Raw genomic sequence first — 26,288 nt, 5'->3', positions numbered from 1 at the left:
CGAAGGGCGCTACGCCTTTGCCTCCGCCCTCTTCGCGAACATCTCTGCGACGAGCGCCGCGGTCGTTCCCATAAATAAGCCGAGCAGGCCGGCGAGGCAGAGTATCTTGAGGCCTCCGCGCGAAACCGGCTCGCGCGGAACTATCGGCTTTTCGACTATCTTTATCGGGTCGGTCGCCTCGACCGTCGCGACGCGTGAGCGCTGATATTGCTTTGAAAGCGCGGCGTAGGATTCCTGCAGCGTCGCGCGTTCGCGCTGAAGCCGCGCGACTTCCGTCTCGGCCGCGAGAATGCGCGCATTCAGCGCGGCGTATTCTTTCTGCGTCTTATCGATGCGCGCGCGCAAATCTTTAATAGAGGCGCGCAGCGAGGCTATTCTTATCTCCGCGCCGGAGCGCCGCTCCTTTAGCTGCTGATAGAGGCTGTTTTGTATCTCGTCGCTGACGTTGAGCGCCGCGGGATTTTGCTTCGCCGCGCCCGCCTCCGAGCTCGAAACGAAATTCCACAGCGCCTCGCGGCTCATGCCGCGCGACAGAGCTTTCGTCTCCGGCTCCTTCGCAAGCAGCTTCGCCGCCGCTTTCTCCTCCGCCTCAAGCGGCGGGAGGGCGGCGGATTTTTCGTTATACTGCGCCAGCAGGCCGGAATAGGTCTGTTCGAGCGCCGCAAGACGAACCTTCATCAGCGGAATGGTATTCTCCTTCTGGTATGCGAGCAGACTATTCTCCGTCGCTTCAAGGTCTTTCTGCACGGTCTCGACGGATTTGCCGAGGAACTCGAACGAAGAACCCGTCCTGTCGACGAACAGCTGCGCGTTCCTCTTTATAAACAATTCCGTCCAGAGCGTCAGCACCTTCATTGCCTCTTCGGGCTCACGCGCGCGGAAGGATACGGACATCGCCATCTGGTCCGGCACGCCCTGCGCCTTCTCAGACGATTCCGCAAGCTTGACCGTTAAGCTGCGGCGCATGGCCGCGACCGACGGCATATCCTCGCCCGCCGCGCCGCGGTAAGCGGCCTCCGCTACGTCGTGCAGCAAATCCTCCGCCGTCGCGAGGGTGAAATACGTGTCCGGCGTCAGCACGACGCTGCGGCTTTCTTCGCTGTCTATCTCGGCGGGCAGAGGCGGCAGGAAAAGCAGCGTCGTCCTGCTCTCGTACACGCGCGGCGTGAGCAGCAGCCAGCCCAGCGCGCACGCGATACAGACGAACGCCGCCGCCGCTATCATCAGCCTGCGCTTCCATAAAGAGGATAAGATGTCTACGAGGTCTATCTCGTCATACTCGTCGTTCCACCCATACATCTCGCTCCGCGGCGGCAGCTCTTTGCCCATAATATCATCACCAATCAGACAAACTTTGTACCAGTCACCAAATTATAGAGACACGCTTCTTTGTCTGTCAAGCAAACACGTCAAAATGACATTTAAAAATGACATATATAATTGCTTTCGCCTTTCTGCTTTCGCGCTATGTTTTTGACGGAGGTGCTTGGCGATGTCGGTCGGCGAAAGGATACGCTATCTCAGAAAATTAAACGGTGTAAAAAGTCAGGAAGAGCTTGCATATCTTGTCGATGCCGCGCGCCAGACGATTTCGTCATGGGAACGCGACATTTGTCTGCCGGAGGGCGCGAATCTGCTGAAGCTGGCGAAGGTGCTCAACACCTCCGTAGCCTACATAATGGGCGAAACGCCGCAGCCCGAACCCGCCGCGCCGGACGGCGATGCGCCGCGCCCGAGCCGCGGAAGCGTCAAGGCCGCCTACTCGCTGAACGCCGCGGCGCCTGAACCGATTCTTATATCGATGGAAAAAAGCTCGAACGGCAAAACGGTGCGCTACGAACTCCCGCCTGAATGCGCCGAGCGCGTATTCCCCTTCGTTGAGCGCCTGTGGCAAAAGATAGAAAAAGAGATGGAGACGCGGGGATAAGGGCGCGGAATTATGAATCAGGAGGAGCTCGCCTATCTGGTCGGTACGGCGAGGCAGACGGTGTCTTCATGGGAGCGCGACGTTTTTATGCCGGACAGCGCGAATCTTCTCAAGCTGGCGGAGGCGCTGCGCACTTCGGCGGCGTATCTGATGGGCGAGGTTCTCGACCCCGACGCGCCGGAAAAGCGCAAGGACTGCGCCGGCGAAGGAGAAGGCCTCTGCGTCGTCTACTCGCTCACCGCAAGGGTGCGGGACGACTCCGTCATGCTGTCGGTTGAAAGAAGGGAATGCGGCAAAACCGTCCGCTACGACATGTCGCCCGACGACGCCAGAAAGGTCTTCCCCCACGTCGAGCTGCTATGGCAGAGGATAAAGAGGGAGAGCGAAGGGCACACATAGGAGCGCCGCGGCAAAAAACCGACGCATTTTCCATGACATGATATAGAGAATGAAAACGTGATCCAGATTTTATTCGATATATCGAATAAAAATATGATTTTGCTATAATATATCCTGCGTAGAGAATAAAATATCACGCGGGGAGTTGATTTCGGTGATAAAGCGCGAAGCGTATATGAGCAGGATACGCCCGTTTATCGGCGGAGAGCTTATCAAGGTGATAACCGGCATACGGCGCAGCGGGAAATCCGTCATGCTCGAGCTTATTAAGGACGAGCTGGCCGCCGCGGGCGTAGGGCGGGAGAGCGTCGTTTCAATCAATTTCGAGGATATGCGATTCGCCCGTCTGCTTACGGCGCGGGCGCTTCACGACGAGATTGCCTCGCGCGTCAAGCAAATAGAAGGAAAAGCATACCTTTTTTTCGACGAAATCCAGGAGGTCGCGGACTGGGAGAAGTGCGTCAACTCCTTCCGTGTCGAGTTCGACTGCGACATTTATATAACGGGCTCCAACGCGAAGCTGCTGTCAGGGGAGCTCGCTACTTATCTCGGAGGCCGGTACGTGGAGTTCGTGGTCTATCCCTTTTCATTTTCCGAATTTACGGAGCTTTATCGTTCGGTTTTCCACGATACGCCGCCCAACGTATGTTTTCAAAAGTACCTGCTGTTCGGCGGAATGCCTTATTTAGGCAATCTGCGTTATGAGGAGGAGCCGTGCCGCCAATATCTGAAGGATTTATTTAATTCGGTGCAGCTGAAAGATATAGTCAAGCGCAATCAGGTGCGCGACGTGGACCTGCTCGAGCGGATACTCGCCTACGTTATGGCGAATATAGGAACTACTTTTTCCGCTACGTCCGTCTCCAAATTCTTTAAGAGCGAAAAGCGCGGGGTGTCAACAGAGACGATCCTCAACTACATAACGTACTGTGCAGACGCTTATCTGTTCTACAGAGTGCGGCGGCAGGATTTGCAGGGGAAGCAGATTCTTACGACCAACGAAAAATATTACGCCGCCGACCACGGCATAAGAGAAGCCGTCTATGGAGGCAATATGCGCGACGTTAATCTCGTCCTTGAAAATATCGTGTTCATGGAAATGCTGCGGCGCGGATATTCCGTCACGGTGGGCAAGGCCGGGGACAAGGAAATTGATTTTATCGCGGAAAAGCACGGAGAGAAAATATATGTGCAGGTGTGCTATCTGCTCGCATCCGACGAGACAGTACGGCGCGAGTTCGGCGTTTACGAGACTGTCCCCGACAACTATCCTAAATATGTAGTCTCGATGGACGAACTGGATTTAAGCCGGAACGGGATAAAGCACAACAATATCAGAGATTTTCTTACGGCGGCGCGATGGAGTTAGAAACGACCGCCGCCGCCCAGTAGTCACGAGGCGGCGGCGGTTTTGTATATTTCCCGTTGTTCTCTTTTATTCCTTTTCCCCGCTTATTATCGTCAGCAGGTCGCTGTAGACGCCGTAGGCGGTCTGTTTTATTTCCGGGTCTTTTTCTATGATTGAGATTTCGCCCATCATGTCGGTGCGGAGCGTGATGATGTTCGAGGTGCCGTTGACGAGGGCGGCGGGGTCGTCCATCGGGACGAGCGCCGGGGCGACGGAGAGGGCGAGCGCGCCGTCTTCCGCGCGTTCGGCGGAGCAGATGTATTTTATGCGGCAGTCGGTTTCGCGCGCGGCTTTTATTTCTCGCGGCGTGATTTCGCGCAGGCTGCGCACGCGCACGTCTTCGGGCGTCGCGTTCGCGTTCATCAGGACGTTGGCGAGCGCGCATATTTTCGCCGCGCCGTCCCAGCCGTCTACGTCCATCGAGGGGTCGGCCTCGGCGAACTGGCGGCGCTGCGCCTCGGCGACGGCTTCGTCGTATGTGCCGCCGCGCTCTATTTCGCCGAGGATGAAGTTCGTCGTGGTGTTGATGATTCCGCGTATCGCGGTCACTTCGCAGCCGGGCAGGCAGCCGCGCGCCATGTTGAATAGCGGCGTGCCGTCGAGCACAGCGGTTTCGAAGAGATAGCGTTTTCCGTGTTCGTCCGCGAGCGCTTTGAGCTCGGCGTAGCGCCACGCCTCGGGGCCTTTGTTGGCGGTGATGACGTGCATTCCGTGTTCGAGCGCCGCGCGTATGTAGCTTGACGCGGGCTCGCCGTCTTTGACGGAGAGTGTGCTGAGCTCTATGAATATGTCCGCGCCGCAGCGCTCTATCATTTCGGGCGCGCCGCAGTTCGGCGTGAAGCCCGGGTATTCGGAGTCGAAGCGTCCGAGCTCTTCTTTCATTATTAGGAGCGCGCCGAGGTCGAGCCCTTCGGGGTTGATGACGGTGCCGCGCGTGCGCGTGCAGACGCCGGTGACGACGACGCGGCAGTTGTATTCGTCGCGAAGGCTGCGCTCATGTTCCAGAAGCATGCGCGCGAAGCGTACGCCGACGTTGCCGAAGCCCGCCATGCAGATTTTTACGGTTCTCTCCATTTTCGTCAGTCCCTCCGTTTTTTTGATGAGCGTTCCCGACGCGCGCGGTTTTGCCTCAGAGGGCCGCCCGCGTCTTTGATTTTGGATAAATTTTAACGCGCGCGCGGCTTTCTTGACAAGGGCGGAGCGCGCCGCTAGAATGGCGGTGAATCGGCTTCCGAACGGCTTTTTCCGCTGATATGGCGCGTTCCGTACAGAGCGCGCCGCGGGCGGGGGCTTTCGGTTTTTTCAATATTTTTGCATAACGGCGCGGCTTTCGGAACGGGGCCGCTTTTTTATAAGGAGGCGTTTTTTATGGCGGACTGCAAGGATTACGGCTTTATGACGAGGGCTCTGCACGCGGGCTGGGACTGCGACCCCGCGACGGGGGCTCTGGGGCTGCCCATATACGCTACGGCGGCCTATCAGTTCCATGACGGCGCTCACGCGGAGCGGCTTTTCAATCTCGAGGAGGAGGGCTTCACCTATTCGCGCATCGCGAACCCGACGGTGAAGGCCTTCGAAGATACGCTCGCGTCGCTTGAAAGCGGCGTCGGCGCGGTCGCGCTCGCCTCCGGGCAGGCCGCGCTTTCGCATATCGCGGCGGCGCTCTGCGAGGCGGGGACGAACGTCGTCCTCTCGCGCAAGGTCTACGGCGGGACGCTGACTTTCCTCCAGAATCTGCTGACGCGCTTCGGCGTCGAGGTGATAATGGTCGACGGAGACCATCCCTGCCAGGTTGAGCAGGCGATCAACGACGAAACGCGCGCGATTTTCACCGAGACCATCGGCAACCCGATTATCAACGTCGCGCCGCTCGAGGCGCTCTCGCGCATAGCGCGCCGCCAGGGCGTGCCGCTCGTCGTGGACAACACCTTCGCGTCGCCCGCGCTCTGCCGCCCTATAGAGTGGGGCGCGCACATCGTCTTCCATTCGACTACGAAATACATCTCCGGATTCGGCAACGTCATCGGCGGGGCGGTGATAGACGGCGGCAATTTCGACTGGGCCGCCTATCCCGATAAATTCCCCGGCCTTGCGAAGCCCGACGCGGGATACCACGGCGTCACCTTCACGGAGCGCTTCGGCCGCGCAGCCTTCGCCGCGAAGCTCCGCGCCTCGATTCTGCGCGACCTCGGCGGCTGCCCGTCAGCCTTCGACGCCTACCTGCTTCGCATGTCGCTCGGCACGCTCGGCCTCCGCATGAAGCGCCACAGCGAAAACGCGATGGAAGTCGCGACTTTCCTCGAAAACCATCCGCAGGTCGAATGGGTGCGCTACCCCGGCCTCGCGAGCCATCCGCAGAACGACATGGCGAAGGTCTACCTCAAAGACGGCTGCGGCGGCATGATGGCGGTCGAAGTCAAGGGCGGCGTAGAGGCGGGGCGCAGATTCGTAGACGCGCTCAAGATGATCCACCACGCCGCGAACCTCGGCGAGTCGCGCACGCTCGTCACGCACCCCGCCAGCACGACGCACTCGCAGCTCGCGCCGGAACAGCGCCGCGCCGCGGGAATATCCGACGGAATGCTGCGCCTCAGCGTCGGCATCGAGGACGCGCGCGACATAATAGCCGACCTTGAAAGAGGGCTCGCCGCGGCGGCGCGGTAAACGCAAATAATGCGCGAAGAACACTCCTCCGTAGTCCTGCCGCGCGTGACGCTGCCCTCGGGCGCGTACTTTGAAGAGCTGACGCAGGCCTACGGAGACTACGGCGAAGGGGACGAGACGATACTCGTCTGCCACGCGCTGACCGGAAGCTGGAAGCTTGCCGGCGAACGCAAAGCGGGCGAGCCGGAGCCGTGGTGGGGCGCGGTCGTCGGCGACGGCATGGCGCTCGACACGCGGAAATACCGCGTAATATGCTTCAACAACCTCGGAAGTCCATACGGCAGCACCTCGCCCGCAGCCGTCAATCCAGCGGACGGGCGACGCTGGGCCATGAGATTCCCCATACTCTCGCCGCGCGACACGGCCTTCGCGCAGAAAGCCGCGCTCGAAGCGCTCGGCGTAAAACGCCTGCGCGCCGTAGTCGGCGGCTCGCTCGGCGGCATGATAGCGCTCGAAGCCGCGATATCCTTCCCCGACTTCGCGAACAGCTGCGCGCTCATCGCGGCACCCGACCGCCTATACCCGCAGGCGATAGCCTTCAACGCCGTCCAGCGCCAAAGCATCATGGACGACCCGCAGTGGCGCGGCGGCGACTACGAAGGCGCGGGCCCAGTCAACGGCCTCGCCGCCGCCAGAATGCTCGCCATGATAACCTACAAAAGCGAACAAACCTTCTCAAACCGCTACATGCGCGAAATGGCCGACGAAGCCGCCGGCGCGTGGGGCGGACAGTTCCGGATAGAAAGCTACCTGCACCACCACGGGCAGGAGCTCGTCAAGCGCTTCGACGCGAACTGCTACCTCTACCTCACGCGCATGATGGACCTGCACGACATAGGCGCGGGCCGCGGCGGCGTCGACGCGGCGTGGAAACGCTTCGCGGGGCGCAGGCTGCTCGGCCTCGGCATATCCAGCGACATGCTCTTCCCCAACTGGCAGGTCGAAGAAGCCGTCCGCGCCGCCGCCAAAAACGGCGTCGCCGCCTACTACGAAGAAATAGAAAGCGACAACGGCCACGACGCCTTCCTGATGGACTTCGACCAGCTCGACGACTATTTGAGGGAGTTTTTGCAGGGGTAAGAGAATATCTGGTTTTTTCGATATGTTTATTCTGCGGCACAAATAAAACGGGCGGGGATAAAATTCTCCGCCCGTTCTCCGTATTAGATTATTATGCCGTAATTCAAAATTGCCGCGTTAATCTTCCGCGTCCAGCGCGAGCACCGTGCGGTACAGCACCTCAGCGCCCGCCTCAGTATCCTGCGGCTCCGTCCACTCTTCGGGGCAGTGGCTCAGGCCGTCCTTGCTCGGCACGAATATCATGCCGATGGGCACGCGGTGCGCCATCGGGTTCGCGTCGTGGCCCGCGCCGCTCGGCATGACGACGGGCTTTTCTCCCGCCTCCTTCGCCGCCGCGCCTATCACGTCCATCAGGTGCGCGTCACATGAGACCGAGCCCTTGTTAATCATATTGACTATTTCAAATTTTACGGTATCTATGCTGTCCGCGATTTCGCGTATCTCTTTTATCAGCTCGTCGGTCTTAGACTTTTCCATGTGGCGCATTTCAAAGGTGCATTCGACCTTGCCGGGGATGACGTTTTCAGAGCCGGGCCAGCATTTTATCGTCCCGACCGTCAGCACCAGAGTGTCGTCTATCGCGCGGCAACGTTTGTCGGCTTCCGTGATAAGCCTCGCCATCGCGACCATCGCGTCGTGGCGGTTCTTCATCATCGTCGTTCCGGCGTGGTTGCTGTGGCCTATCGCGGTCACGCGGTAGCTGATTACGCTGACGATTCCGCTGACGACGCCTATTTTGAGCCCTTCGTTGAAGAGGTAGTCGCCCTGCTCGATGTGAAGCTCAAGGTAGCATTTCGCGTCGCTGAAATCTCGGCGGCAGGCCGTTATCTCGTCCACGGTGTGTCCGTAATTTTTCAGCGCCTCGGCAAGCCCGGGCTGCTCGGGCGATACGAGGCCGGTCACGGCGCGGCTGCCGAAGGTGGCGCCGAGCGGGTTCGACTCTTCCGCGTTGAAGGCGTAGAGCTCGAGCGTGTGGCGCAGCTTTCTGCCCTCTTCCTTGAGCTTGCGGACGACCTCGAGTCCGCCCGCGACGCCGTATGCGCCGTCGAAGAGTCCGCCGCTCGGCACTGTGTCGAGGTGCGAGCCTATGATTATGCTTTTATGGCCGAGCCCCGCGCCGCGCAGAACGCCGCGGAGGTTGCCCGCCGCGTCGCGCGACGTTACCATGCCGTATTCGCGCATGAGTTTTTCCGTTATGTCGACGGCCTCGAAGTATTCCGGGCTGTAGCATGCGCGCGTGTAGGAGCCGTCTTCGGCGCGTCCGGCGCGGCCTATCTCATTGAGTATCTCGTTTACCTTGTTCACTTGATTTCACTCCTGTATTGTCGAAAAAGAGCCGCCCCGCAAACGTATGCGGCGGACCGCCTGTTATATTATCAGCTTTCCGCCTTTGTTTGCTGCGGCGTCGAGCTGGTTGAGGACGTTGGCGCCGGCTACTTCGATTTTCGGCTTTTTCGCGGCTTCTTCGCGTGCGAATTCGCGGAGCTTCTGCTCGTATTCGGCCATCGACTTTTTGATGCCTTCGACGTCGCCCTTTATCCACTGGAGGATGCCGTCGGTGATGGTCTTGTACATGTCGTCGCTCGGCTCGTCCTGTATCACGCCGAGCTCTTTGAGCATGCGGTATTCTTCCTTCACGGAGTCGAGTATGTCTTCTTCGGTGATGAGTCCTTTTTTGTAGAGGGCTCTGTAGATTATATTCTGCTTGGTTTTGCTGTTTTCGTCGCTTGCGGAGAGGGCTTCGACGCGCTGGAGCAGCATCGATATTATCTCCTCAAGGCTTATCTGCATTGGTGCCGGCATTGTTATTCCTCCCGAACATAAATTTTCAGGCTACATTTTATCACAGCTTGCGCCGCGCAAAAGAGGCGCGCGGCAAAAATGTCGGTTTGTGCTAAAATCACGCGGAGAGGCGCGCCGTTCGGCGCGCGCGAAAAAACTGCGAGAGCATACGGGGAGAACGGCGCTATGGAACATTCCGGGCATCCGGCGGACGGGCTGAAGTGGAAGCATTTATACAGGAAGGCCGAGGTTATATTCTTTTCCGAGTGGCGCACGCTCGTCACGTCGGTCGTCGCGATTATTATTTATTCGGTGGGGGTCGCGGCTTTCACGCTGCCGTACAGATTCGCCGACCAGGGGGTGACGGGCGTCTCGGTGCTCGTGAAGTACGCGTTCGGAATAAACCCGGCCTACACGCTGCTCGCGCTGAACGTCGTCATGCTCGCGTGGGGCGCGCGGACGCTTAACCGGCGCTTTCTTATCTGGACGGTCTTCAACGCTTTCTTCCTTTCGTTCGCGCTCGACTTAATGCAGACGATTCAGTTCCCGGTCATCGAGGACAGGTTTCTCGTCGCGGTGGTCGGCAGCGCGATCAAGGGCTTCGGCGCGGGGCTGCTTTACCGCCAGGGCGTCTGCATCGGCGGGCTGGATATCGCGATATCGGTGCTGCGCAAGAAGTACGGCCTCGAGATAGGCAAGATAAGCATTTACTTCAACATGACGCTGCTGCTCATCTCCATCGGCATCATCGGGCTGACGAACGCGATGTACGGCTTCGTCTCCTGCTACGTGAACGGCATGGCGATGGACCGCGTGCTGTCGTCGTTCGAGAAGCGCAAGCTCGTCTTCGTCGTCACGTCGCACACGGAGGCGGTCGTCGAATTTATTTCGCAGCATCTTGACCGCAGCTGCACGCTGCTGAAGAGCGAGGGCGGCTACAAGCATCACGCGGGCTTCACGATTATGACGCTGCTGCGCACGCGCGAGGCGGTCGAGCTGAAGGCGTTCCTCGCGCAGAATTATCCGGGCGCGTTCATGGTGCTCGCCGAGGCGGACGAGGTTGTGGGCCGCGGCTTCAAGCGCTGGCGCAACGTGTAGCACGCGCCGCCCGGCAAAATTTACGAAATCGACGGCCCGCCGCACGGCGGGCTTTGTTGTATAAAGAAAACTCCATGCTATGCATGGAGTTCATTCAGCTTATAGCTATGAACAGAAGCTCCTCTGACGTAGTATAAGACAGTCCGTCAACCGTCTTAGCAACGTACAGAGGAGGTCCAACATGGACACAGAAACCCTAGCACATACAAAATGGAATTGCAAATACCATATAGTCTTTGCTCCGAAATTCAGAAGACAGATTATCTACGGCAGGCTGAAAACTGAGATTGGAAAAATTTTAAGAACCCTATGCGAGAGGAAAGAAATTGAAATTCTTGAAGCCAATCTTTGCGCAGACCATATCCATATGCTGATTGCCATACCGCCCAAATATAGTGTGTCGCAGATTATGGGATACCTGAAGGGCAAAAGCTCGCTTATGATATTCGACCGCTTTGCACATATGAAATACAAATATGGCAACAGACATTTCTGGTGCAGAGGATATTACGTAGACACAGTAGGGCGCAATCAGAAAAAAATAGCGGAGTATATCAAGAACCAGCTGAAAGAGGACTATCAAGCAGACCAGCTGAGTTTGTTTGAGCCGGTAGACCCGTTTACGGGTAAGCCGGTCAACGCAGGCAAAAAAGATTCCCGGTAAGCTCCTTTAGGAGCCGCCCGGGAAAGTGGTGCGGTTGGCGGACTTTCAAGCTCGTTTAGAGCTGCCGGTAATATGCCCTTATAGGGCTGGCACAAACTACCGGCTTAGCCGGTAGTTCTGATTTGCGGCCGCGCGGGGCTTACGGCGGCGCGGGCGCGGTTATATAATCTTCATATATAAACTTTGGAGGTCTCTCAAATTGAAATACACATTCGACGTGGCTTTCCTTCCGTGCGAGGCTCTCAAAAAGCACGACGCGCGCATAGTCGTCGACCTGCTCCGCGCGACGACGCAGATAACGACCTTCTTCGACATGGGCGGCGAGGTGCTCGTGCCCGTGACGGAGGTAGACGAAGCTTTCGCGATGAAAGAGAAGCTGGGCGAGGACTGGAAAATTATGGGCGAGCGCGGCGGGCTGCCCGCTCCGGGCTTCGACTTCGGCAACTCGCCGTTAGAGCTCCAGGCCGCGGGCGCGCCGGAGCACGCGATAATCACTACCTCGAACGGCACGCGCGCGATAATGCGCGCCGTGAAGGACTGCGCGCACGTCATTGCGGGCTGCGTGCGCAACGCGGAGGCGGCGGCCTGGGACGCGCTCTGCGCGGGGCCGTCGGTCGGGATTATATGCGCGGGGCGCAACGGCGAATTTTCGCTCGAGGACACAATCTGCGCCGGGATGCTCGTCGAGAAGCTGCTGGCGCTCGCGCCCTCTAACGGCGCCGAGGAGATGGAGCTGACCGACGGCGCGATGGCGGCGATGTCGCTGTGGCAGTCGATGGGGCCGGACATCACGGCGGTCTGCCAGGCCTCGACGCACGGAAAGATACTCTCGGGCCTCGGCTTCGACAACGACCTTTTCTTCTGCGGCGAAGTGGACGCGAGCTCGACCGTCCCCGTCGTCAAGGAAATTTCCGGCGTTCCGGCGATAGTCGGGCGCTGACGGCGCGGGTCGCAAATTACGGGGGACGCCGCAATGAACGCGGTAATTCTCGCATGCAGCTCTATGGCGCGTCAGGTGGCGGCGGCGCAGCGAAAGATGGGGACGGGCTACCCCGTGCGCTGCGTCGACAGGCGCTACCACGCCGAGCCGAAGGAAATGCGCCTTCAGCTCATTGCGGCGCTCGGCGGACTCGCGGGCGAGTTCGACACCGTCCTCGTCGCGATGGGCTTCTGCGGCGGCTCGTGGGAGTCTGTGTACGCGCCGGTGCGCGTCGTCGCGCCGCGCGCCGACGACTGCATCACGATTTTGCTGAACAGAGACGGCGCGCCGCACGAAAATCTAAAAGAGCCGGGACACATCTACATCAGGGACACGGACACGGGCCGTTACTCGCTCGAAGGGCTGCGCGAATCCGTCTGCGAAAGGTACGGCCGCGAGCAGGGGCTCGCGCTCTTCGACAAATGGTTCGCGAGCTACACGCACGCGGACATAATCGACACGGGTACCTACGACAGCCGCGCGGAGGACTTTCTCGCGCAGGCGCGCCGCGGCGCGGAAATCGCGCGCTGCGAGCTGCGGCACGTGCCGGGCGGCAGCGTCGTGCTCGAAAAGCTCGTCTCGGGCGACTGGGATGATTTGTTCGTCGTCGCGGAGGCGGGCGAGACGCTTACGCGCGATATGTTCTTCCCGCACAAGGAACAAAAATGACGAAGGTGACGACAATGGAGAATATCATAGGACGGCCCTTTAATTTCAGGATGCCGCGCGAGGTCATATTCGAGGCCGGGATTTCAAGCCTCGCGGCGCAGAAGGCGGCGGCGCTCGGCGCGAAGCGGCCCGTCTTTATAACGGGGCGCAGCATCGCAAAGAGCGGAGCGCTCGCGCGCCTCATGGACGGCGCGAGGAAGCTAGGCATGAAGCCCGAGCTCTGGCCAGAGGTCGAGCCGGAGCCGCCCGTCGCGCTCTTATACAAGGCCGCGGCTGATATACGCGCGCTCGGCGGCGACTGCCTCATCGCGCTCGGCGGCGGCAGCTCGATGGATTTCGCAAAAATGGCGGCGGTGCTCGCGAAGTTCCCCGAGCTCGACGCGGCGGCGATGGTCGGCTCGGAGAAGGTCCCCGCGCGCGGCCTGCCCACGATAATGATACCGACGACCGCGGGGAGCGGATCGGAGGTCTCGGCGGTCGCGGTGTTCTCCTTCCCCGAGGAAAAGATGAAAAAGGGCGTCGCGGGCGGCAGCATGGTCGCCGACATCGCGCTCGTAGACCCCGAGCTGACGCACGGACTGCCGCCCGCGATAACGGCGGCCTCGGGCATGGACGCCCTCGTCCACGCGGTCGAGTCCTACCTCTCGCTCGGCACGAACCCGCTGACGCAGGACCTCGCGCTCGCCGCGGTACGCAAAATAGCGCCGAACCTCGCCGCCTGCGTGCGCGAGCCCGACAACGCCGCCGCGCGCGCCGCGCAGTCCTACGGCAGCCTCACGGCGGGCATGGCCTTCGCGATGTCCGGCACGGCGGGCGTCCACGCGATGGCATACCCGCTCGGCGGCGAGTTCCACGTGCCGCACGGCGAGGCGAACACCGCGATGCTGCGCTGGGTCATGGAATACAACCTCGACGGCTGCCCGGAGAAGTTCGTCCCGATAGCCGAGGCGATGGGCATAAACACTGCTGGCATGAGCGCGGAGCGCGCGGCCTCCGCGGCGCTCGACGCGATGATCGCGCTCGGCGAGGAGTGCGGCGTCAAGACGCGGCTGCGCGACTTCGGAATCCCGCGCGACGCCGCCGCGCACATGGCGAAGGCCGCGATGAAGGAGACGCGACTGATAAACAACAACCCGCGCAGGCTCACGGAAGAAGCCGTAAAGGAAATATACGAGCGCGCGTGGTAGCAAAATACGGGAAACGCTGAGGGCGGGGCCGGGGCTCCGCCTTTTTTGCGGCCTAGCGGCGCGCTCGGAATCCTCGCCGCGCCGCCGTTGCCAAAGCGCGCGCGCTGTGATATTCTTCCCCGAGCAGCGTCCGCCGCCGGGTGGACGCACACGCCTTTGCCGCAGCGTCGTTAGGCCGAAGAAGACGCGCGGGCGAAGGCGATTATTTTTTAAGGGGGAAAAATCCTCATGGCGTGGATAGAGCTCTTCATCGCGGGCATATTCGAGGTCGTCTGGTCGACCTGCATGAAATACTCAAACGGCTTCACAAACCTGAAATTTACAATCTTCACATTCGCGGGCATGGCGGTCAGCTTCTACTTCCTGGCGATGGCGGTCAAGAAGCTTCCCATGGGCACGGCCTACGGCGTGTGGACCGGCGTCGGGGCGCTCGGCGCGGTCGCGGTCGGTATCGTGCTCTTCAAGGAGCCCGTCACCTTCCCGCGCCTCTTCTTCGTCGCGATGCTCATAACGGGGATAATCGGCCTCAAGCTCACCTCCGGCCACTAAACGCGCCTCCGCGCGCAGAATTTCCCGAGCCGGGCGTTCCTCCGCCGAAATACGTAAGCGGAGCGCCTTTAAGTTTATCCTATATATGTAACAGAGAGCAGAAGTATATAAGACACAATATAATAATATATATGTAAAATATCAGTTAATGTGAATATGCAAAGAGATACAGTAAACAAAAAGCAGGAGGCCTGCCTATACCGTAAAGTAATTTCACCACAAATCTACTAAGAGAAGGATGGTTCCCCACAAGAGCAAGACATCACAAAAGGAACGTTACAGGCAATCATCTCTAACCACGTACGTGATAAAGTGTGGCGTCACAAGAGCCGCTACACGATACGCCACGAACAGATAGTGTATTTACAGGTGGATTAAGCCTTACAACGGTTCTCTTAAGTTCCTTAACGACAAATTGAGTCAATGGTATTTATGACGCATATACTGAGATTCTTTAAGTCCGTATGAGAATGTGTCCAGACGGACAACGGTTCTGAATTTGCCCAACGTTTTACCTCTGAGAAAGGCGAGCCTACGCTCTTTGAAAAATATTTAGCGTGCTATGGGATAAGGCATAAGCGGATAAAGCCGTACACGCCGCGTCATAACGGAAAGGTGGAAAGGTCGCACAGGAAAGACAACGAATACTTCTATTATGTGTCGCATAAGTTCTATTCATTGAAAGATTTTGCTGCATAGCTGGCAGTCCATAACCTCAGATACAACAACTTCCCGAGGAGGCCTCTCGGATTAAAGTCTCCTCGGGAAATTATGACTTACGCGAGCCTGTGAAGTTCTTTCTGTAAGTTATCCAAGACTGCCGCTGCTGTGGCAGTTGATTTTGATGTGGCGGCGTCTTTTCGCCAGACGCCGTCACGTTTCTACTATAGGGTATAGGCCGCTAAGCGTCAATTTCTCAATTTGACGCCGGTATCGTTTTTTAGCATGAAGTCACGGCTACTCAGGCAGCCTCCCCTCGTACATTATCGACAGTTCTCCGTATATTTTGCCCCAGTCGCGTATTGGAAGCCTCCATTTCTTCGTGGCTTCCATTGTGGCGAGGTACAGCGCCTTGAGTAAAGACTGGTCTCCGGGAAATGAACTGCGCTGGCTGTTCAGACGCCGGTATATGGAATTCAGGCTCTCTATGGCGTTCGTCGTATATATGACGCGTCTTGTCTCTGACGAAAATTTGAAGATTGGAGATATGGCGTCCCAGTTCTTGTACCACGATTTCATCGAGTTAGGATATTTCTGCTGCCATTTCTCAGCGGCTCGGTCAAGCTCGCCAAGGGCGAGTTCTTCGCTGGGTGCGCCGTATATCCTGCGGAGGTCGTTCGCGAACGCCTTGCGGTCTTTGTCGCTTACATATTTCAGCGTGTTCCTGACTTGATGTACAATGCATCTTTGATATTCGGTCTGCGGGAAGGCCGCCTCTATGGCATCCTTGATGCCGGTAAGGCCGTCGGCACAGACGATAAGGATGTCTTTTACGCCTCGGTTCTTAAGCTCGTTAAGGATAGAAAGCCAGTACTTCGCGCTCTCGTTCTCCCCAATGTAGATGCCAAGAACGTCCTTGTGTCCGCTCGCAGATATGCCTAGAACAATATACGCAGCCTTCCTGCGTACGCCTACCTCGTCCCTTACAGCGTAGTGAATTGCGTCGATGAAGACTACCGGATATACATCTTCGAGCGGACGTGACTGCCATTCCTGTATCTTAGGCAGAAGCTTATCAGTAACGTCTGAAATGAATCCCTCTGACACCTCAAAGCCGTATATATCCATGATAGTGTCGGAAATATTGCGTGTCGTCATTCCTCGTGCGTACATGGCGATTATCTTCTGCTCGATGGCGTTGATATCCTTCTACGGCAGACGCCCCCGCATACTGCGCCGGCTGAGGATATTTTTGAATGCGCTCCGCGCAGCCGGCTTGTAATGTCCCTTCTTCACAACCTTTGGTTCAAAGGCTGAGTCTCGATCCTGAGGAACGTCTATAGTGATGCTGCCAGCGCTGCTCATGATTTCCTTTGATTTGTATCCGTTACGGCTGTCGGGGTTGTCTGAATGTTTATACTTCTCGTACCCAAGATGCTCGTTCATTTCCTCTTCGAGCATATCCTTGATGGTGTCTCCGAGAAGGTCCTTGACGGCATCTTGGAGATCCGCCGCCGTCTTGATATCGTACATACCGACGAAATTGCGGAGGAACTCGCGCTTTTCCGGGCTCATCTCGGAACGGCGCTGCCGCCTGGTTTTCTTAGGCTCATCTGAAGAACTCTGCTGTTTGCTGATGCGTGACATAATAAACCATCCTCCTAGCAAGTCTACCATAGCAGGGTGGGATGGATTTCAACTTACAGAATTCTGTTCACACTCTCGATTGGGTATATTATAGTGCTATGTGGTAATATATAAATATGTTGCCCACTAAGCCCTTAGACATCATATTCTATGAATATCTTTGATATTCTGGACATATATCAGATTTAACATAATTTCTCAGCGTCATACAATATCCTCAGTATTATTGTTTGCTCATCTTACACTCTTTTTCTATAAATTTTTGCGCTCGTTCAAGGTGATATCTCATTGCATCTTGCGCTCTGTCTGGCATTTTTGCTATTATGGCAAGTAATACTTTTTCTTGATCGTTTATGAGCTCCGCTATATCGTTAGGTGAAAGCGTATCAAAGCGTGCATGGTGATTGTCTATTTCTGCTTTAATGGATAATAACATTGGTTTGAGCAGAGAATTTTTACTAAGTCTAATGATCGTTTCGTGGAAAATATAGTGGATTTTGTTTTGCTCCAATAAAGTGCTTTTTTCACTAGCACGCATGCTCTCCAATAGATTTATTAACTCCACTATATCGCTGTCGTCAACACGCTGCGCTGCCCAATATGCACATTGAGATTCCAGAAGAGTTCGTATTTCAGCTATCTCCTCAAACGACGCGTTTTTATATCCTGTAATAATTAGTTCTGATGATAGAATATTGCTTATCGCATCTTTTGCAAGGAAAGTGCCTTGACCAGGGCGGGAAATTAATACATTCATTTTATTTAAAATTTTAACCGCTTCTCTGACAGAATTTCTGCCAACTGAAAATGCTATCGCCAGTTCATTTTCACTGGGGATCTTTTCTCCAGGCATCCATGTATTGTTTTTTATCAACTTTATCATTTCGTCTAATATGGATTGGGTCACGGTCGTTTTTGCAATTGCTTGAATCATCTCAAACTCTCCCTCCATGAACATTGTAACATTTTATAGGTTATGTAATGAATATATGATTGTATGTAAATATGTAAAAAATAATTTATACAGCCTAATAAAATTATTGACATGACAAATTGCTCAGGGTAAAATGTATGATATATTGTAGGATAATCCGATAGCTCAATGCGCAAGAATAGTTATATAGGAGGAGTTTTTATGCCGTGTAGGTTAATTGATGCAGAGACTGTTCAAAGATTATTAACTATGAAGGATACTGTGACTGCATGTGAGGATGCTTTCCGAGATTGGGGGCGTGGGGAAGTTGTTTGTCCGACGAAAATCACGCTGGAATTGGGGGAAGACGCTGAATGGCCGCCTTATAAAAATGGACTTAATGCTATGCCGGCGTATATTCATAGCAAAAAAAGTGCAGGCATTAAATGTGTTGGCGGTTCATTGAATAATCCAAAATGGGGGCTACCTTATATTATCGCTTTAATATTGTTGTTTGATCCTGCCACTGGAATTTTTAAATGTGTGATGGACGGTGCACAAATAACAAATTATAGGACAGGTGCACAAGCTGCCGTAGCAGCAAAATACATCGAGAATAAGAAAAAAATTCGGTTAGGGTTAATTGGTGCTGGCACTCAGGGGCGCACGCAGCTTATGGCGTTTAGCGAAGTTTTTGATATTGAAGAGATACGGCTTTACGACATCAACCCGCAAGCATCTGCTAAATTTGTCGAAGAGATGTCAAGGCAAATTGATACAAAATTCATTGTCAGCGAAAAGCCAGAGGATGTTTTTTATGGCACAGATATTATTGTTTCTGTAACTCATGGTAAGGATAAATTTATCAAGAATTCATGGTTTAAAGAGGGGCAAATCTTATTTCCTATGGGGTCCTTTACGGAGTGTGAAGATGAGTTGCTGCTAAGCGCTGATCATGTCATCGTTGATTCTGTCGGGCAAACGATGCATCGAGGTGCTTTAAAGAGTGTAGTTGATTCAGGTCAATTTAAAGAGTGTGACATTAATGCAACTATTGGCGAAATTGTCGCACAGACAAAAGAATATAAAATTTCTGAGCATGAACGCATTGTCTGTATACCGATAGGAACCGGCGCAATGGATATTGCTGTAGCGACGATGTTGTATGATAAGGTTCTTGAGCAGAATTTAGGAGAAGCTTTTATCTTTAATAAGGCTTTGGAGATCTAAGAAAATGGGAGGAATATACTATGAAGTGCAGTAAGATTATTTTAGCTGTCATGATAGCTATGCTGATGTGCTCCATTGGATATGCGGAGCCCAAATTTCATATAGGAATTGTTACAGGGACTCTGTCTCAGAGTGAAGATGAAGTACGTGGCGCTGAATTTTGTTTAGAAAAATATGGTGATGTGTCAGATGGCGGTATAATTAAACATGTCACATATCCGGATAACTTTATGTCTGAAATGGAAACAACTATATCGCAAATTGCCGGGTTGGCGGATGATCCGGAATTGAAAGTTATCGTCATTAATCAAGGTGTCCCTGGTACGACAGAAGCAATACGGCGCGTAAAAGAGAAGCGGCCAGACATCATTTGCCTCGTCGGCGAGGCGCATGAAGACCCGAATGTTATCACATCGGCTGCTGATATGGCTACTACTATAGATTTTATAGATAAAGGTTACCTTTTAGCTTATACTGCGAAGAAAATGGGGGCAGATACTTTTGTCCATATTTCTTTCCCCAGGCATATGAGTTATGAAAGTATCGCGCGCAGAGTTGCCATTATTAAGGAAGCATGCAAAGATTTAGGAATGAAATTTGCATATGAAAGCGCTCCTGACCCTACCAGTGATGTCGGTGTTGTTGGAGCACAGCAGTTTATGATCGAAAAAGTTCCTGCTTGGGTGGAAAAATATGGGCCGAAAACGGTGTTTTTTACAACCAACTATGCTTTGCATGAACCTCTTCTGCGCCAAATTGCTAAATATGGCGGTATGTATATTGAAGCAGATAGCCCTTCTCCATTGGTCGGTTACCCAGCGGCTTTTAGTATAGATCTATCTGATGAAGCCGGAGATTGGCCGGCAATATTAAAAAAGGTAGAAGATGCTGTGATTAAAGCAGGTGGTAAAGGGCGAATGGGGACATGGGCCTACTCTTATGGTTATGCCAATACAATTGCGTTGGTAGACTTTGGAATTAATGTGGTTGAAGGGAAAATGAAGCTTTCCAGCAAGAAAGATTTCCTGACGTGTTTTGACAATGCGACTCCTGGCTCCAAATGGAACGGCAATTACTACACTGACTTGGGGACAGGTGTTACCAGTAGAAATTTAATGCTCATATATCAAGATACTTATATTTTCGGAGATGGTTTTGTAGGAACACCAGATATCGAAGTTCCAGAAAAATATCGCAAGATTAAATAGACATTAAGGCTTCATAAGGCCGTTGGTATATTGTATATGCCAACGGCCTTTTTATGAAAGGAGTTTATATTCATATGATGCATAAAGATAGACTAGACGCTCTGACGGCTTTGTTGTTAGAACATCAATATGATGCATTTTTTATTGCGCCATCACCTGATCTTGAATATATGTGTGGGTTAGACTGCCTGCCAGATGAGCGCTTTAAAGGATTGCTAGTTACAAAAGAAGGCCAATTTTTCTTTATGACGCCTAAACTTTACTTAGAAGAAATGCGGGAAATTGCCGGAGATTCTTCATTGTGCGCGGTATGGGAAGATCATACAGGATTTGTCGACACATTTATTGCAAGCTGCCGTAAGGTCGGTATTACTTCCGGTCGGATAGCTTTCAACGATGCTGTCCGTGCGGTAGATATGCTGAAGATTTCAACCGCCATGGATATAATATGCTGCGATGGAGAAGAAATTTTAAGTCCGCTAAGAAGCATAAAAAATGCTGAAGAACTTGCATTAATGCAGCATGCAGCAAAAATTGCAGATGATACTATCAGCGAGGTTAGCAAATTTATTCGCCCAGGCCTTACTGAAGGTCAAATTGCTGATAAACTTACAGAAATACATAATGATCTTGCACGCGGTGTCTGTAAGCACGTTAGCCATATAGTCGCTTCAGGAGCCAACGCCGCGTTGCCGCACTATAACGGGGACAGTCGCGTAATACAAGAAAAAGACATAGTATTAATAGACTTTTCCGGGAGATATAAGAGTTACTTCTCGGACATGACACGCACATTTTTTGTCGGCGAGCCTTCTGCAGAAGAAAGAAATATATATAACATCGTACTGGATGCACAAACAGCCGGAGAACGGGCAGTACATTCTGGTATTAGCGCTGGAGATATAGATCGTACCGTACGGCATGTTATCGAAGAAGCTGGGTACGGCGATTATTTCCCATACAGAACAGGGCATGGAGTTGGTATATCAGTTCATGAAACCCCATTTATCAAAGCATTTAACAAACATATTTTATGTCCTGGAAATGTTTTTAGCATAGAGCCTGGTATTTATTTCCCTGGAAAATATGGTATAAGAATAGAGAATCTTGTCGCTGTTGATGACTCAGGACAGGCGTGGGTGCTCAATCAATATCCCAAAACATTACAAGTCATTTTATAGTTTTAGGAGAGAATCTAGCATGCTTCATATATCAGACGATACTCTCAAAAAGGTGTATCAATACATAGATGCTAATATGGACACTTATATTGATTGGTTAGTAGAAGCTGTACGTCAGCCAAGTATCTCGATGTATCATGCTGGTATGGATAAAATGGCGGATATATGCGCATATTTCTTAAAGAATAAGCTGGATATACAGCCTGAAAAGATAGAAACAGGTGGATCGCCGTATATTTTTGCACATCTAGACGTAGGAGCCAATCATACGCTTGCGTTTTATAACCATTATGACGTAATGCCAGCCGAGCCGCTCGATAAATGGGTATCACCGCCATTTGAACCTGTGATTCGTGAGGGTAGACTATGGGGACGAGGTGTTGCAGACAATAAAGGGAGCATGTTCTCACGTATATGCGCTGTACACGCGTACCTACAAGTGCATGGCACACTTCCTGTTAATTTAAAGTTTTTTTATGATGGCGAAGAAGAAATCGGTAGTCCTCATCTTGCAGCTTTTATGAAGAAATACCCTGATATGCTACAGTGTGACGGCTTTTTCTGGGAGGGCGGTAGCAGAGATCTTGAGAGAGGACGTCCACATATTACACTGGGTGTAAAAGGAATATGTAAAATTAAATTGTCGTGTAGAACTGCGGCCTCTGACCTGCACTCGGCCAATGCCGCAATTATCGCTAACCCCATATGGCGGATAATATGGGCGCTTGCTTCTATGAAAAATAGTAAGGAGGAAATATTAGTTCAGGGATATCTTGATGATATTGTGCCTCTATCCGAGAGTGAATTGGCTATCATACATGACATGTCTCTGGACGAAGAAGCAACCTACAAGACGTGCGGAGTGCAATCGTTTTTAAACCATGAAACTGGCGATGCCGTTAAGATGCGTCTCATAAATTACCCGACGATTAATATTAATGGATTCGAGAGTGATTTTCATAATGGAAAATCAAAAACGATACTACCTAGCTTAGCTGTTGTTTATTTAGATTTGAGGTTGGTTAAAGGCCAGACTGTTGATAGTGTTATGGCGAAGATAAGAAAGCATCTAGATAAACATGGTTTTCCCGATATCGATGTGGAATTGGAGTCATCGTATGAACCGTTCCGTACGGATAGTAACTCCGCGCTTATGAAAGCAGCTGTAAGTTCAGCGTATGATATTTATGGAATGGGACCCAACGTCATTCTCAACGATTGGGGGAGTAGCGGCGTTGGTGCAGTATGCGGGAAAATGAATATCCCATGCATAATGATTGGGGTAATGAATGAAGACAGCCGTGAACACGCTCCTAACGAAAATATATATTTAGAAGACTATAATTGTGCGATCAAAATGATTGCATCAATTATGACAAAGTTCCCAAGTTTCTGTCAATAAAATCTAGATTAAAACTAAAGTTGGCTAACAAAAAGATTGACCAACTTTAGTTTTGATCTGTTTGTATTTTTACCCCTTCTCCACAATCACCCCTCTGTTTTTCTCGCCGTCCATGTAGGCGGCGAAGTCGCCTTTGTAGACGCGGATGGTGTCGTTGCCCCAGGGGGTCCATTGGGTGCGGTCGAACCAGTCGATGTTGAAGATGTTGCGGTCTTCGCCTGCGAAGACCGGCATGTAGAGGACGCCGTCGACTTCGAGGTCGGAGAAGAAGTGCGTGCCGTAGGAAAGCTCGGGCATGTAGCCCAGGCGCGGGATGCCGAGTTCCACCATGCCGAGGCAGTTGGTGAGTTCGCCGTATTGTACGGGGACGCCTAGCTCCGGGTTGCTTGAGCCGATGCGTCCCGGCGCGACCAGAATGTACGGTTCGCCGCGCGAGGCTTCGTTGAGCTCGCCTATCAGGCGCGCCGTGCCGTAGAAGTCGCGGCGCTCAAAGTACAGGTTGTAGTCCACATAGACTATCTTGTGTATATCGGGGATCGCGCCGTGCGTGACCATGCGGTCGGCCTGGAGGAGTATGCTTTTTTCGTCGATTTCGGGCCATTCGTCGAGGTCCGACGCGTTGGTCCAGAAGGGACGCGACTGTATGAGGCAGAAGGAGTCCTCGGTCGGCTCGTAGGCGAATTCGATGTCGGCGGGGACGCCCATCTGCGCTTCGAGGAATTTCAGCATTTTTTTCGCGCGGCGGTAGAATACCGGATATTTGCGCGGGAAGTTGTCGAAGGTGAAGCAGATTTTGCTTCCCGGCTCGAGCTGCGCCATGTTCTTCATTATTGAGGAGAAGGCGCCCTCGCCGTCCTCGCGGCTGAAGACCTGCGCGTAGGCGGAGAAGTCCGGATGGTACTGCAAAAGCTGGCGCCATTCCGTTTTTATGTCCAGCGTCGTGAGGCGGTTCGGATGGTTCGCGTCTATGACGTGGAAGTGCTCCTGCGCTATGGCGGCTATTTTTTCGGGGGAGAAGCCCTCGGGGCGCAGTATCGGGTTCGTCAGCGAGACGGTGCGCGCGTAGCCGCGCTTCGTGCTCATCGTGCCGAGGCCGAAGACTATGCGCACGAGGCCGTCGTCCTGCCGTATTCTCGTCGTCCAGCGGCGGAAGTTCTGCGAGTAGCCGACGCCGCCCATCGTGGGATAATAGTACTGCCCGCGCCAGCGTCCCGCCATGCGGATGATGATTATGCCCATGTCGTCGTCGCCGAGCTTGTGGCGGCGGCGGTAGTCCTCGGCCGCGGGGAAGAAGGTGCGCGAGTATATGCGGCGCACTTCGTCTTCGACGGCCTGCGCGCGCTCCTCGAGCGTGCCCTTGTTGTTGCCGAGGAAGGTGCTGAGGTATTTCCCCGCGAAGGAGTGCTTCACGTCGTCTTCGAGGCGGCTCGAGCTGCGTATGACGACGGGGTCGTTCATGTCTGCGAGGAACTGGCGTATGCGCAGCGAGACCTCTTCGGGCAGCGGCGTCAGCAGAAAGACGCGCTCCATGCCCTCGGGGTCGCCGCATGCGAGCAGCGTGTCGAGCGACGGCACGCGCTCAAGGAATTTGTGGAATATCTCGATGCTGAGATATATCGAGCGCGGCACCTTGACGCGGCTCATGTCCGGATCGCCGCTGTCTCGGAGCCTGCGCAGCGCGAAAAGCAGCGAGCGCCCCTTGCCCCCGATGGTCCCCTTGCCGCATATCAGCGGCGCAAAATCGGGATCGTCGTGGGGCTGCCACTCAAAGTACTGTTCCTTTGCCTTTTCGGCAGAGGTCATCGTTATTCACCTTCCCCGTCGGTTTTGTCTATCACTATTCCAGTTTCGGTGTCTCCGTCGAGGAGCACGTCGAAAAGTCCCTCGTAGTGCCTTACGGCGGGGTGGGACGTTTTTTTCCATTTGTGGCTCTCGAACCAGTCTCTGTTATACACGTTATTCCGCGCGCCGTCAAACACCGGCAGGTAGAGGATGTTGTCGCAGTCGAGGTCGAGGAAGAAGTGCGTGCCGTACGACAGCTCCGGGGCCATGCCCTTCTGCGGTATTCCGAGCTCAACCAGGCAGCCGGAGTTCGACAGCTCGTCGTAGCGCACGGGGACGCCGAGCATCGGGTTCGAGCTGCCCCAGCGGCCCGGGCCGACGAGTATGTAACGCTCGCCGTCGAGCTTGTCGTTCTCCTCGCCGACAGCGCGCGCGACCTCGGAGAAGTCCGCCTTCTTGCCGTAAATTTCCGGGTCGACGTAGATTATATGCTTCGTCCCCTCGAGCCTGCCGTTCGCCACCATGCGGTCGCCGCGCAGTATAGTTTTCTCGAGCGGCACATCCGGGATGCTGACCTTGCCCTTGTCGTCGTAGACGGAGAGCGGGCGCATCTGCACCAGCGTGAAGCGGTCGTCCGAAGCCTCGTAGGCGAACTCCATATCGACGGGAAGCTGCAGCTCCTTCTCGAAGAGCGGCAGCAGCTTGCGGATGCGCGCAAAAAGCTTCGGGCAGCGGCTCGGCAGCTCCGAGAAGGTGAAGACCGGGCGCGGCGCGTTCATGTTGCTCGTGTCCGTGTGAATCCAGTGGAAGGAGTTGTCGTCGAACCACTGGAGATAAGTCTGCGCCATGCGGTGCTTTTTGATGATGTCGCGCACCGTGTAGGCGACGTGCTCGGAGGCGAAGCCCTGCTTCTCGAGGTCGACGTAGTCGTAATGCTCCTGCGAGTGCGTCACTATCTCGTGCGGCTTCGTCCCCTCTGGGCGCAGGTTCGGATTCGTCAGATAGAAGGTGCGCGCGTAGGCTCTGTCCACCGTGCGCGTTCCGAGGCCGAAGCATATGCGCGCGACGCCGTCGTCCTTCTTGATGCGCGGCGACGGACGGCGGAAAACCTTGGAGAAGGCCGCGCCCGCAAGCTCGGGATAGAACATCTTGCCGTACTGCCGTCCCGCGATGGGCTGAATCAGCACCGCCATGCGCTCGCCGCCCCATTTGATGCCGTGCTTGCGCTTATACTCGCGCGCCGCGGGGTTGTAGGTCGAGGCGTAGACTTCCTTTATCGCGGCCTCGAGCTGCGCGCGCCGCTCCTCGCGCGAGCCGGAGTTCGACGAGAAGCAGGTAGCGTACTTGCCCGCGAACGAAAGCTTCACGTCGTCCTCGAGCGTTGACGACGAGCGCACGCAGAGCGGCGTCTGGATAAGGTCGAGGATCTTTTCGAGAGGCTCGTCAAGCGCGTATGGCAGCCGCGCCTCGGCGCAGGCCTTGTAGATAATCGGGCCGTCCGTGTGCGCGCGCAGATTTTCGAGCTTCTCCCAGAAATTGTTAATCTCCATGAACTCGTTGAATACCGACGTCGTTATGACGAAGGAGTAATCCGGCAGATGCACGTCGTCCGTCAGGCCGTTCTTCGACAAAACGAAGTGGGCGAACGAAAGCCCCTTCGCCTTCCCGCCGATGCGCCCGTCGCCGATGAGCCAGCCGCGCTCCTCATAATAGGGGTAAGGATCGAAACTCTTGTAATACTCTCCGTAGTCCATAAAATCCAATTCCTCCTGACCGTTCCCGCGCCTTCTTCGCCGCCGGGCGGATTTAAAAACAAAACTCTTTCTTATTGTATTATATAACGTTTGAGGCGGACGCGC

General features: G+C 54.5%; 22 protein-coding genes and 2 pseudogenes. 16 read left to right on the top strand and 8 right to left on the bottom strand.

Annotated elements, in window-relative coordinates; all coding sequences use genetic code 11:
• Positions 1-9: 9 nt before the first annotated feature.
• The gene (locus ABGT66_RS02465; protein ID WP_346688611.1) at positions 10-1,329 is read right to left on the bottom strand and encodes a Wzz/FepE/Etk N-terminal domain-containing protein; all 1,320 of its coding nucleotides are present in this window, start codon (positions 1,327-1,329) and stop codon (positions 10-12) included.
• A 163-nt stretch (positions 1,330-1,492) separates the two neighbouring features.
• On the opposite strand from ABGT66_RS02465, the gene ABGT66_RS02460 reads away from it, so the two are divergent.
• The 3 genes from ABGT66_RS02460 (at position 1,493) to ABGT66_RS02450 (ending at position 3,695) form a co-directional block, all read left to right on the top strand.
• Positions 1,493-1,927: a helix-turn-helix transcriptional regulator gene (locus ABGT66_RS02460; protein WP_346688609.1), complete on the top strand. Its 435-nt coding sequence runs from the start codon at positions 1,493-1,495 to the stop codon at positions 1,925-1,927.
• A gap of 12 nt (positions 1,928-1,939) precedes the next feature.
• A complete protein-coding gene (locus ABGT66_RS02455; protein ID WP_346688608.1) occupies positions 1,940-2,326 on the top strand; it encodes a helix-turn-helix domain-containing protein in 387 nt (128 codons plus the stop codon).
• Between the two features lie 175 nt (positions 2,327-2,501).
• Positions 2,502-3,695 (top strand): ATP-binding protein, encoded by a 1,194-nt coding sequence (locus ABGT66_RS02450; protein WP_346688606.1) that lies wholly within the window; start codon positions 2,502-2,504, stop codon positions 3,693-3,695.
• A gap of 66 nt (positions 3,696-3,761) precedes the next feature.
• Here ABGT66_RS02450 and ABGT66_RS02445 read toward each other — a convergent pair whose 3' ends face one another.
• Positions 3,762-4,808 carry a homoserine dehydrogenase gene (locus ABGT66_RS02445; protein ID WP_346688604.1) on the bottom strand — a complete coding sequence of 349 codons (1,047 nt, stop codon included), beginning with the start codon at positions 4,806-4,808 and terminating at the stop codon, positions 3,762-3,764.
• A 294-nt stretch (positions 4,809-5,102) separates the two neighbouring features.
• Between ABGT66_RS02445 and ABGT66_RS02440 the strand changes: the two genes are divergently transcribed.
• On the top strand, positions 5,103-6,398 hold the full coding sequence (locus ABGT66_RS02440) for an O-acetylhomoserine aminocarboxypropyltransferase/cysteine synthase family protein (RefSeq protein ID WP_303146862.1): 1,296 nt from the start codon (positions 5,103-5,105) through the stop codon (positions 6,396-6,398).
• A 9-nt stretch (positions 6,399-6,407) separates the two neighbouring features.
• The gene (gene metX / locus ABGT66_RS02435; protein ID WP_346688603.1) at positions 6,408-7,478 is read left to right on the top strand and encodes a homoserine O-acetyltransferase; all 1,071 of its coding nucleotides are present in this window, start codon (positions 6,408-6,410) and stop codon (positions 7,476-7,478) included.
• A gap of 117 nt (positions 7,479-7,595) precedes the next feature.
• On the opposite strand, the gene ABGT66_RS02430 is transcribed toward metX, so the two are convergent.
• Complete coding sequence (locus ABGT66_RS02430) at positions 7,596-8,783, bottom strand: Zn-dependent hydrolase (protein ID WP_346688601.1); 1,188 nt, start codon at positions 8,781-8,783, stop codon at positions 7,596-7,598.
• Positions 8,784-8,846: 63 nt separating this feature from the next.
• Positions 8,847-9,281 (bottom strand): hypothetical protein, encoded by a 435-nt coding sequence (locus tag ABGT66_RS02425; protein WP_294193571.1) that lies wholly within the window; start codon positions 9,279-9,281, stop codon positions 8,847-8,849.
• A 165-nt stretch (positions 9,282-9,446) separates the two neighbouring features.
• Here ABGT66_RS02425 and ABGT66_RS02420 point away from each other — a divergent pair, with 165 nt between their 5' ends.
• The 7 genes and pseudogenes from ABGT66_RS02420 to ABGT66_RS02390 all read left to right on the top strand — a co-directional run.
• On the top strand, positions 9,447-10,358 hold the full coding sequence (locus ABGT66_RS02420) for a YitT family protein (protein WP_346688599.1): 912 nt from the start codon (positions 9,447-9,449) through the stop codon (positions 10,356-10,358).
• 181 nt (positions 10,359-10,539) lie between these two features.
• Entirely contained in the window at positions 10,540-11,022 is a 483-nt protein-coding gene (gene tnpA, locus ABGT66_RS02415) for an IS200/IS605 family transposase (protein WP_346688597.1), read from the top strand.
• Between the two features lie 199 nt (positions 11,023-11,221).
• Positions 11,222-11,962, top strand: a complete 741-nt coding sequence (locus tag ABGT66_RS02410; RefSeq protein ID WP_346688595.1) for a 2-phosphosulfolactate phosphatase — start codon at positions 11,222-11,224, stop codon at positions 11,960-11,962.
• A gap of 33 nt (positions 11,963-11,995) precedes the next feature.
• Positions 11,996-12,670, top strand: a complete 675-nt coding sequence (locus ABGT66_RS02405) for a DUF1638 domain-containing protein (RefSeq protein ID WP_346688593.1) — start codon at positions 11,996-11,998, stop codon at positions 12,668-12,670.
• Between the two features lie 14 nt (positions 12,671-12,684).
• Positions 12,685-13,857 (top strand): iron-containing alcohol dehydrogenase, encoded by a 1,173-nt coding sequence (locus ABGT66_RS02400; RefSeq protein ID WP_346688592.1) that lies wholly within the window; start codon positions 12,685-12,687, stop codon positions 13,855-13,857.
• A gap of 228 nt (positions 13,858-14,085) precedes the next feature.
• Positions 14,086-14,406, top strand: coding sequence for a multidrug efflux SMR transporter (locus tag ABGT66_RS02395; RefSeq protein ID WP_294193576.1), 321 nt, complete (start codon positions 14,086-14,088; stop codon positions 14,404-14,406).
• Between the two features lie 564 nt (positions 14,407-14,970).
• Positions 14,971-15,105, top strand: a pseudogene (locus tag ABGT66_RS02390) (integrase core domain-containing protein); the annotation flags it as partial.
• Positions 15,106-15,363: 258 nt separating this feature from the next.
• Here ABGT66_RS02390 and ABGT66_RS02385 read toward each other — a convergent pair.
• A pseudogene (locus ABGT66_RS02385) lies at positions 15,364-16,641 on the bottom strand (IS256 family transposase).
• A gap of 295 nt (positions 16,642-16,936) precedes the next feature.
• Entirely contained in the window at positions 16,937-17,647 is a 711-nt protein-coding gene (locus ABGT66_RS02380) for an FCD domain-containing protein (RefSeq protein WP_346688590.1), read from the bottom strand.
• 201 nt (positions 17,648-17,848) lie between these two features.
• Between ABGT66_RS02380 and ABGT66_RS02375 the strand changes: the two genes are divergently transcribed.
• The 4 genes from ABGT66_RS02375 (at position 17,849) to ABGT66_RS02360 (ending at position 22,647) form a co-directional block, all read left to right on the top strand.
• Positions 17,849-18,856, top strand: a complete 1,008-nt coding sequence (locus ABGT66_RS02375; protein WP_346688588.1) for an ornithine cyclodeaminase family protein — start codon at positions 17,849-17,851, stop codon at positions 18,854-18,856.
• Between the two features lie 20 nt (positions 18,857-18,876).
• On the top strand, positions 18,877-20,064 hold the full coding sequence (locus ABGT66_RS02370) for a DUF3798 domain-containing protein (RefSeq protein WP_346688586.1): 1,188 nt from the start codon (positions 18,877-18,879) through the stop codon (positions 20,062-20,064).
• 74 nt (positions 20,065-20,138) lie between these two features.
• Positions 20,139-21,245 (top strand): Xaa-Pro peptidase family protein, encoded by a 1,107-nt coding sequence (locus tag ABGT66_RS02365; protein ID WP_346688584.1) that lies wholly within the window; start codon positions 20,139-20,141, stop codon positions 21,243-21,245.
• Positions 21,246-21,264: 19 nt separating this feature from the next.
• Positions 21,265-22,647, top strand: a complete 1,383-nt coding sequence (locus ABGT66_RS02360; protein WP_346688583.1) for a M20/M25/M40 family metallo-hydrolase — start codon at positions 21,265-21,267, stop codon at positions 22,645-22,647.
• Between the two features lie 69 nt (positions 22,648-22,716).
• Here ABGT66_RS02360 and ABGT66_RS02355 read toward each other — a convergent pair whose 3' ends face one another.
• Both ABGT66_RS02355 and ABGT66_RS02350 read right to left on the bottom strand, forming a co-directional pair.
• Positions 22,717-24,450 (bottom strand): PEP/pyruvate-binding domain-containing protein, encoded by a 1,734-nt coding sequence (locus ABGT66_RS02355; RefSeq protein ID WP_346688581.1) that lies wholly within the window; start codon positions 24,448-24,450, stop codon positions 22,717-22,719.
• A 2-nt stretch (positions 24,451-24,452) separates the two neighbouring features.
• Positions 24,453-26,183 (bottom strand): PEP/pyruvate-binding domain-containing protein, encoded by a 1,731-nt coding sequence (locus tag ABGT66_RS02350; RefSeq protein ID WP_346688579.1) that lies wholly within the window; start codon positions 26,181-26,183, stop codon positions 24,453-24,455.
• Positions 26,184-26,288 lie beyond the last annotated feature (105 nt).

Source organism: uncultured Cloacibacillus sp. (genome assembly GCF_963926575.1).
Classification (GTDB): Bacteria; Synergistota; Synergistia; order Synergistales; family Synergistaceae; genus Caccocola; species Caccocola faecigallinarum.
Note: the sequence above shows the minus strand (reverse complement) of the source record. Positions and strands in the feature narration are given on the sequence as shown.

Bases quoted from the DNA above. Each gene is read 5' to 3' on its own strand.
- ABGT66_RS02465 (WP_346688611.1), bottom strand. From the start codon at position 1,329: ATGGGCAAAGAGCTGCCGCCGCGGAGCGAGATGTATGGGTGGAACGAC.
- ABGT66_RS02460 (WP_346688609.1), top strand. From the start codon at position 1,493: ATGTCGGTCGGCGAAAGGATACGCTATCTCAGAAAATTAAACGGTGTA.
- ABGT66_RS02455 (WP_346688608.1), top strand. From the start codon at position 1,940: ATGAATCAGGAGGAGCTCGCCTATCTGGTCGGTACGGCGAGGCAGACG.
- ABGT66_RS02450 (WP_346688606.1), top strand. From the start codon at position 2,502: ATGAGCAGGATACGCCCGTTTATCGGCGGAGAGCTTATCAAGGTGATA.
- ABGT66_RS02445 (WP_346688604.1), bottom strand. From the start codon at position 4,808: ATGGAGAGAACCGTAAAAATCTGCATGGCGGGCTTCGGCAACGTCGGC.
- ABGT66_RS02440 (WP_303146862.1), top strand. From the start codon at position 5,103: ATGGCGGACTGCAAGGATTACGGCTTTATGACGAGGGCTCTGCACGCG.
- metX (WP_346688603.1), top strand. From the start codon at position 6,408: ATGCGCGAAGAACACTCCTCCGTAGTCCTGCCGCGCGTGACGCTGCCC.
- ABGT66_RS02425 (WP_294193571.1), bottom strand. From the start codon at position 9,281: ATGCCGGCACCAATGCAGATAAGCCTTGAGGAGATAATATCGATGCTG.
- ABGT66_RS02420 (WP_346688599.1), top strand. From the start codon at position 9,447: ATGGAACATTCCGGGCATCCGGCGGACGGGCTGAAGTGGAAGCATTTA.
- tnpA (WP_346688597.1), top strand. From the start codon at position 10,540: ATGGACACAGAAACCCTAGCACATACAAAATGGAATTGCAAATACCAT.
- ABGT66_RS02405 (WP_346688593.1), top strand. From the start codon at position 11,996: ATGAACGCGGTAATTCTCGCATGCAGCTCTATGGCGCGTCAGGTGGCG.
- ABGT66_RS02400 (WP_346688592.1), top strand. From the start codon at position 12,685: ATGGAGAATATCATAGGACGGCCCTTTAATTTCAGGATGCCGCGCGAG.
- ABGT66_RS02395 (WP_294193576.1), top strand. From the start codon at position 14,086: ATGGCGTGGATAGAGCTCTTCATCGCGGGCATATTCGAGGTCGTCTGG.
- ABGT66_RS02380 (WP_346688590.1), bottom strand. From the start codon at position 17,647: ATGATTCAAGCAATTGCAAAAACGACCGTGACCCAATCCATATTAGAC.
- ABGT66_RS02375 (WP_346688588.1), top strand. From the start codon at position 17,849: ATGCCGTGTAGGTTAATTGATGCAGAGACTGTTCAAAGATTATTAACT.
- ABGT66_RS02370 (WP_346688586.1), top strand. From the start codon at position 18,877: ATGAAGTGCAGTAAGATTATTTTAGCTGTCATGATAGCTATGCTGATG.
- ABGT66_RS02365 (WP_346688584.1), top strand. From the start codon at position 20,139: ATGATGCATAAAGATAGACTAGACGCTCTGACGGCTTTGTTGTTAGAA.
- ABGT66_RS02360 (WP_346688583.1), top strand. From the start codon at position 21,265: ATGCTTCATATATCAGACGATACTCTCAAAAAGGTGTATCAATACATA.
- ABGT66_RS02355 (WP_346688581.1), bottom strand. From the start codon at position 24,450: ATGACCTCTGCCGAAAAGGCAAAGGAACAGTACTTTGAGTGGCAGCCC.
- ABGT66_RS02350 (WP_346688579.1), bottom strand. From the start codon at position 26,183: ATGGACTACGGAGAGTATTACAAGAGTTTCGATCCTTACCCCTATTAT.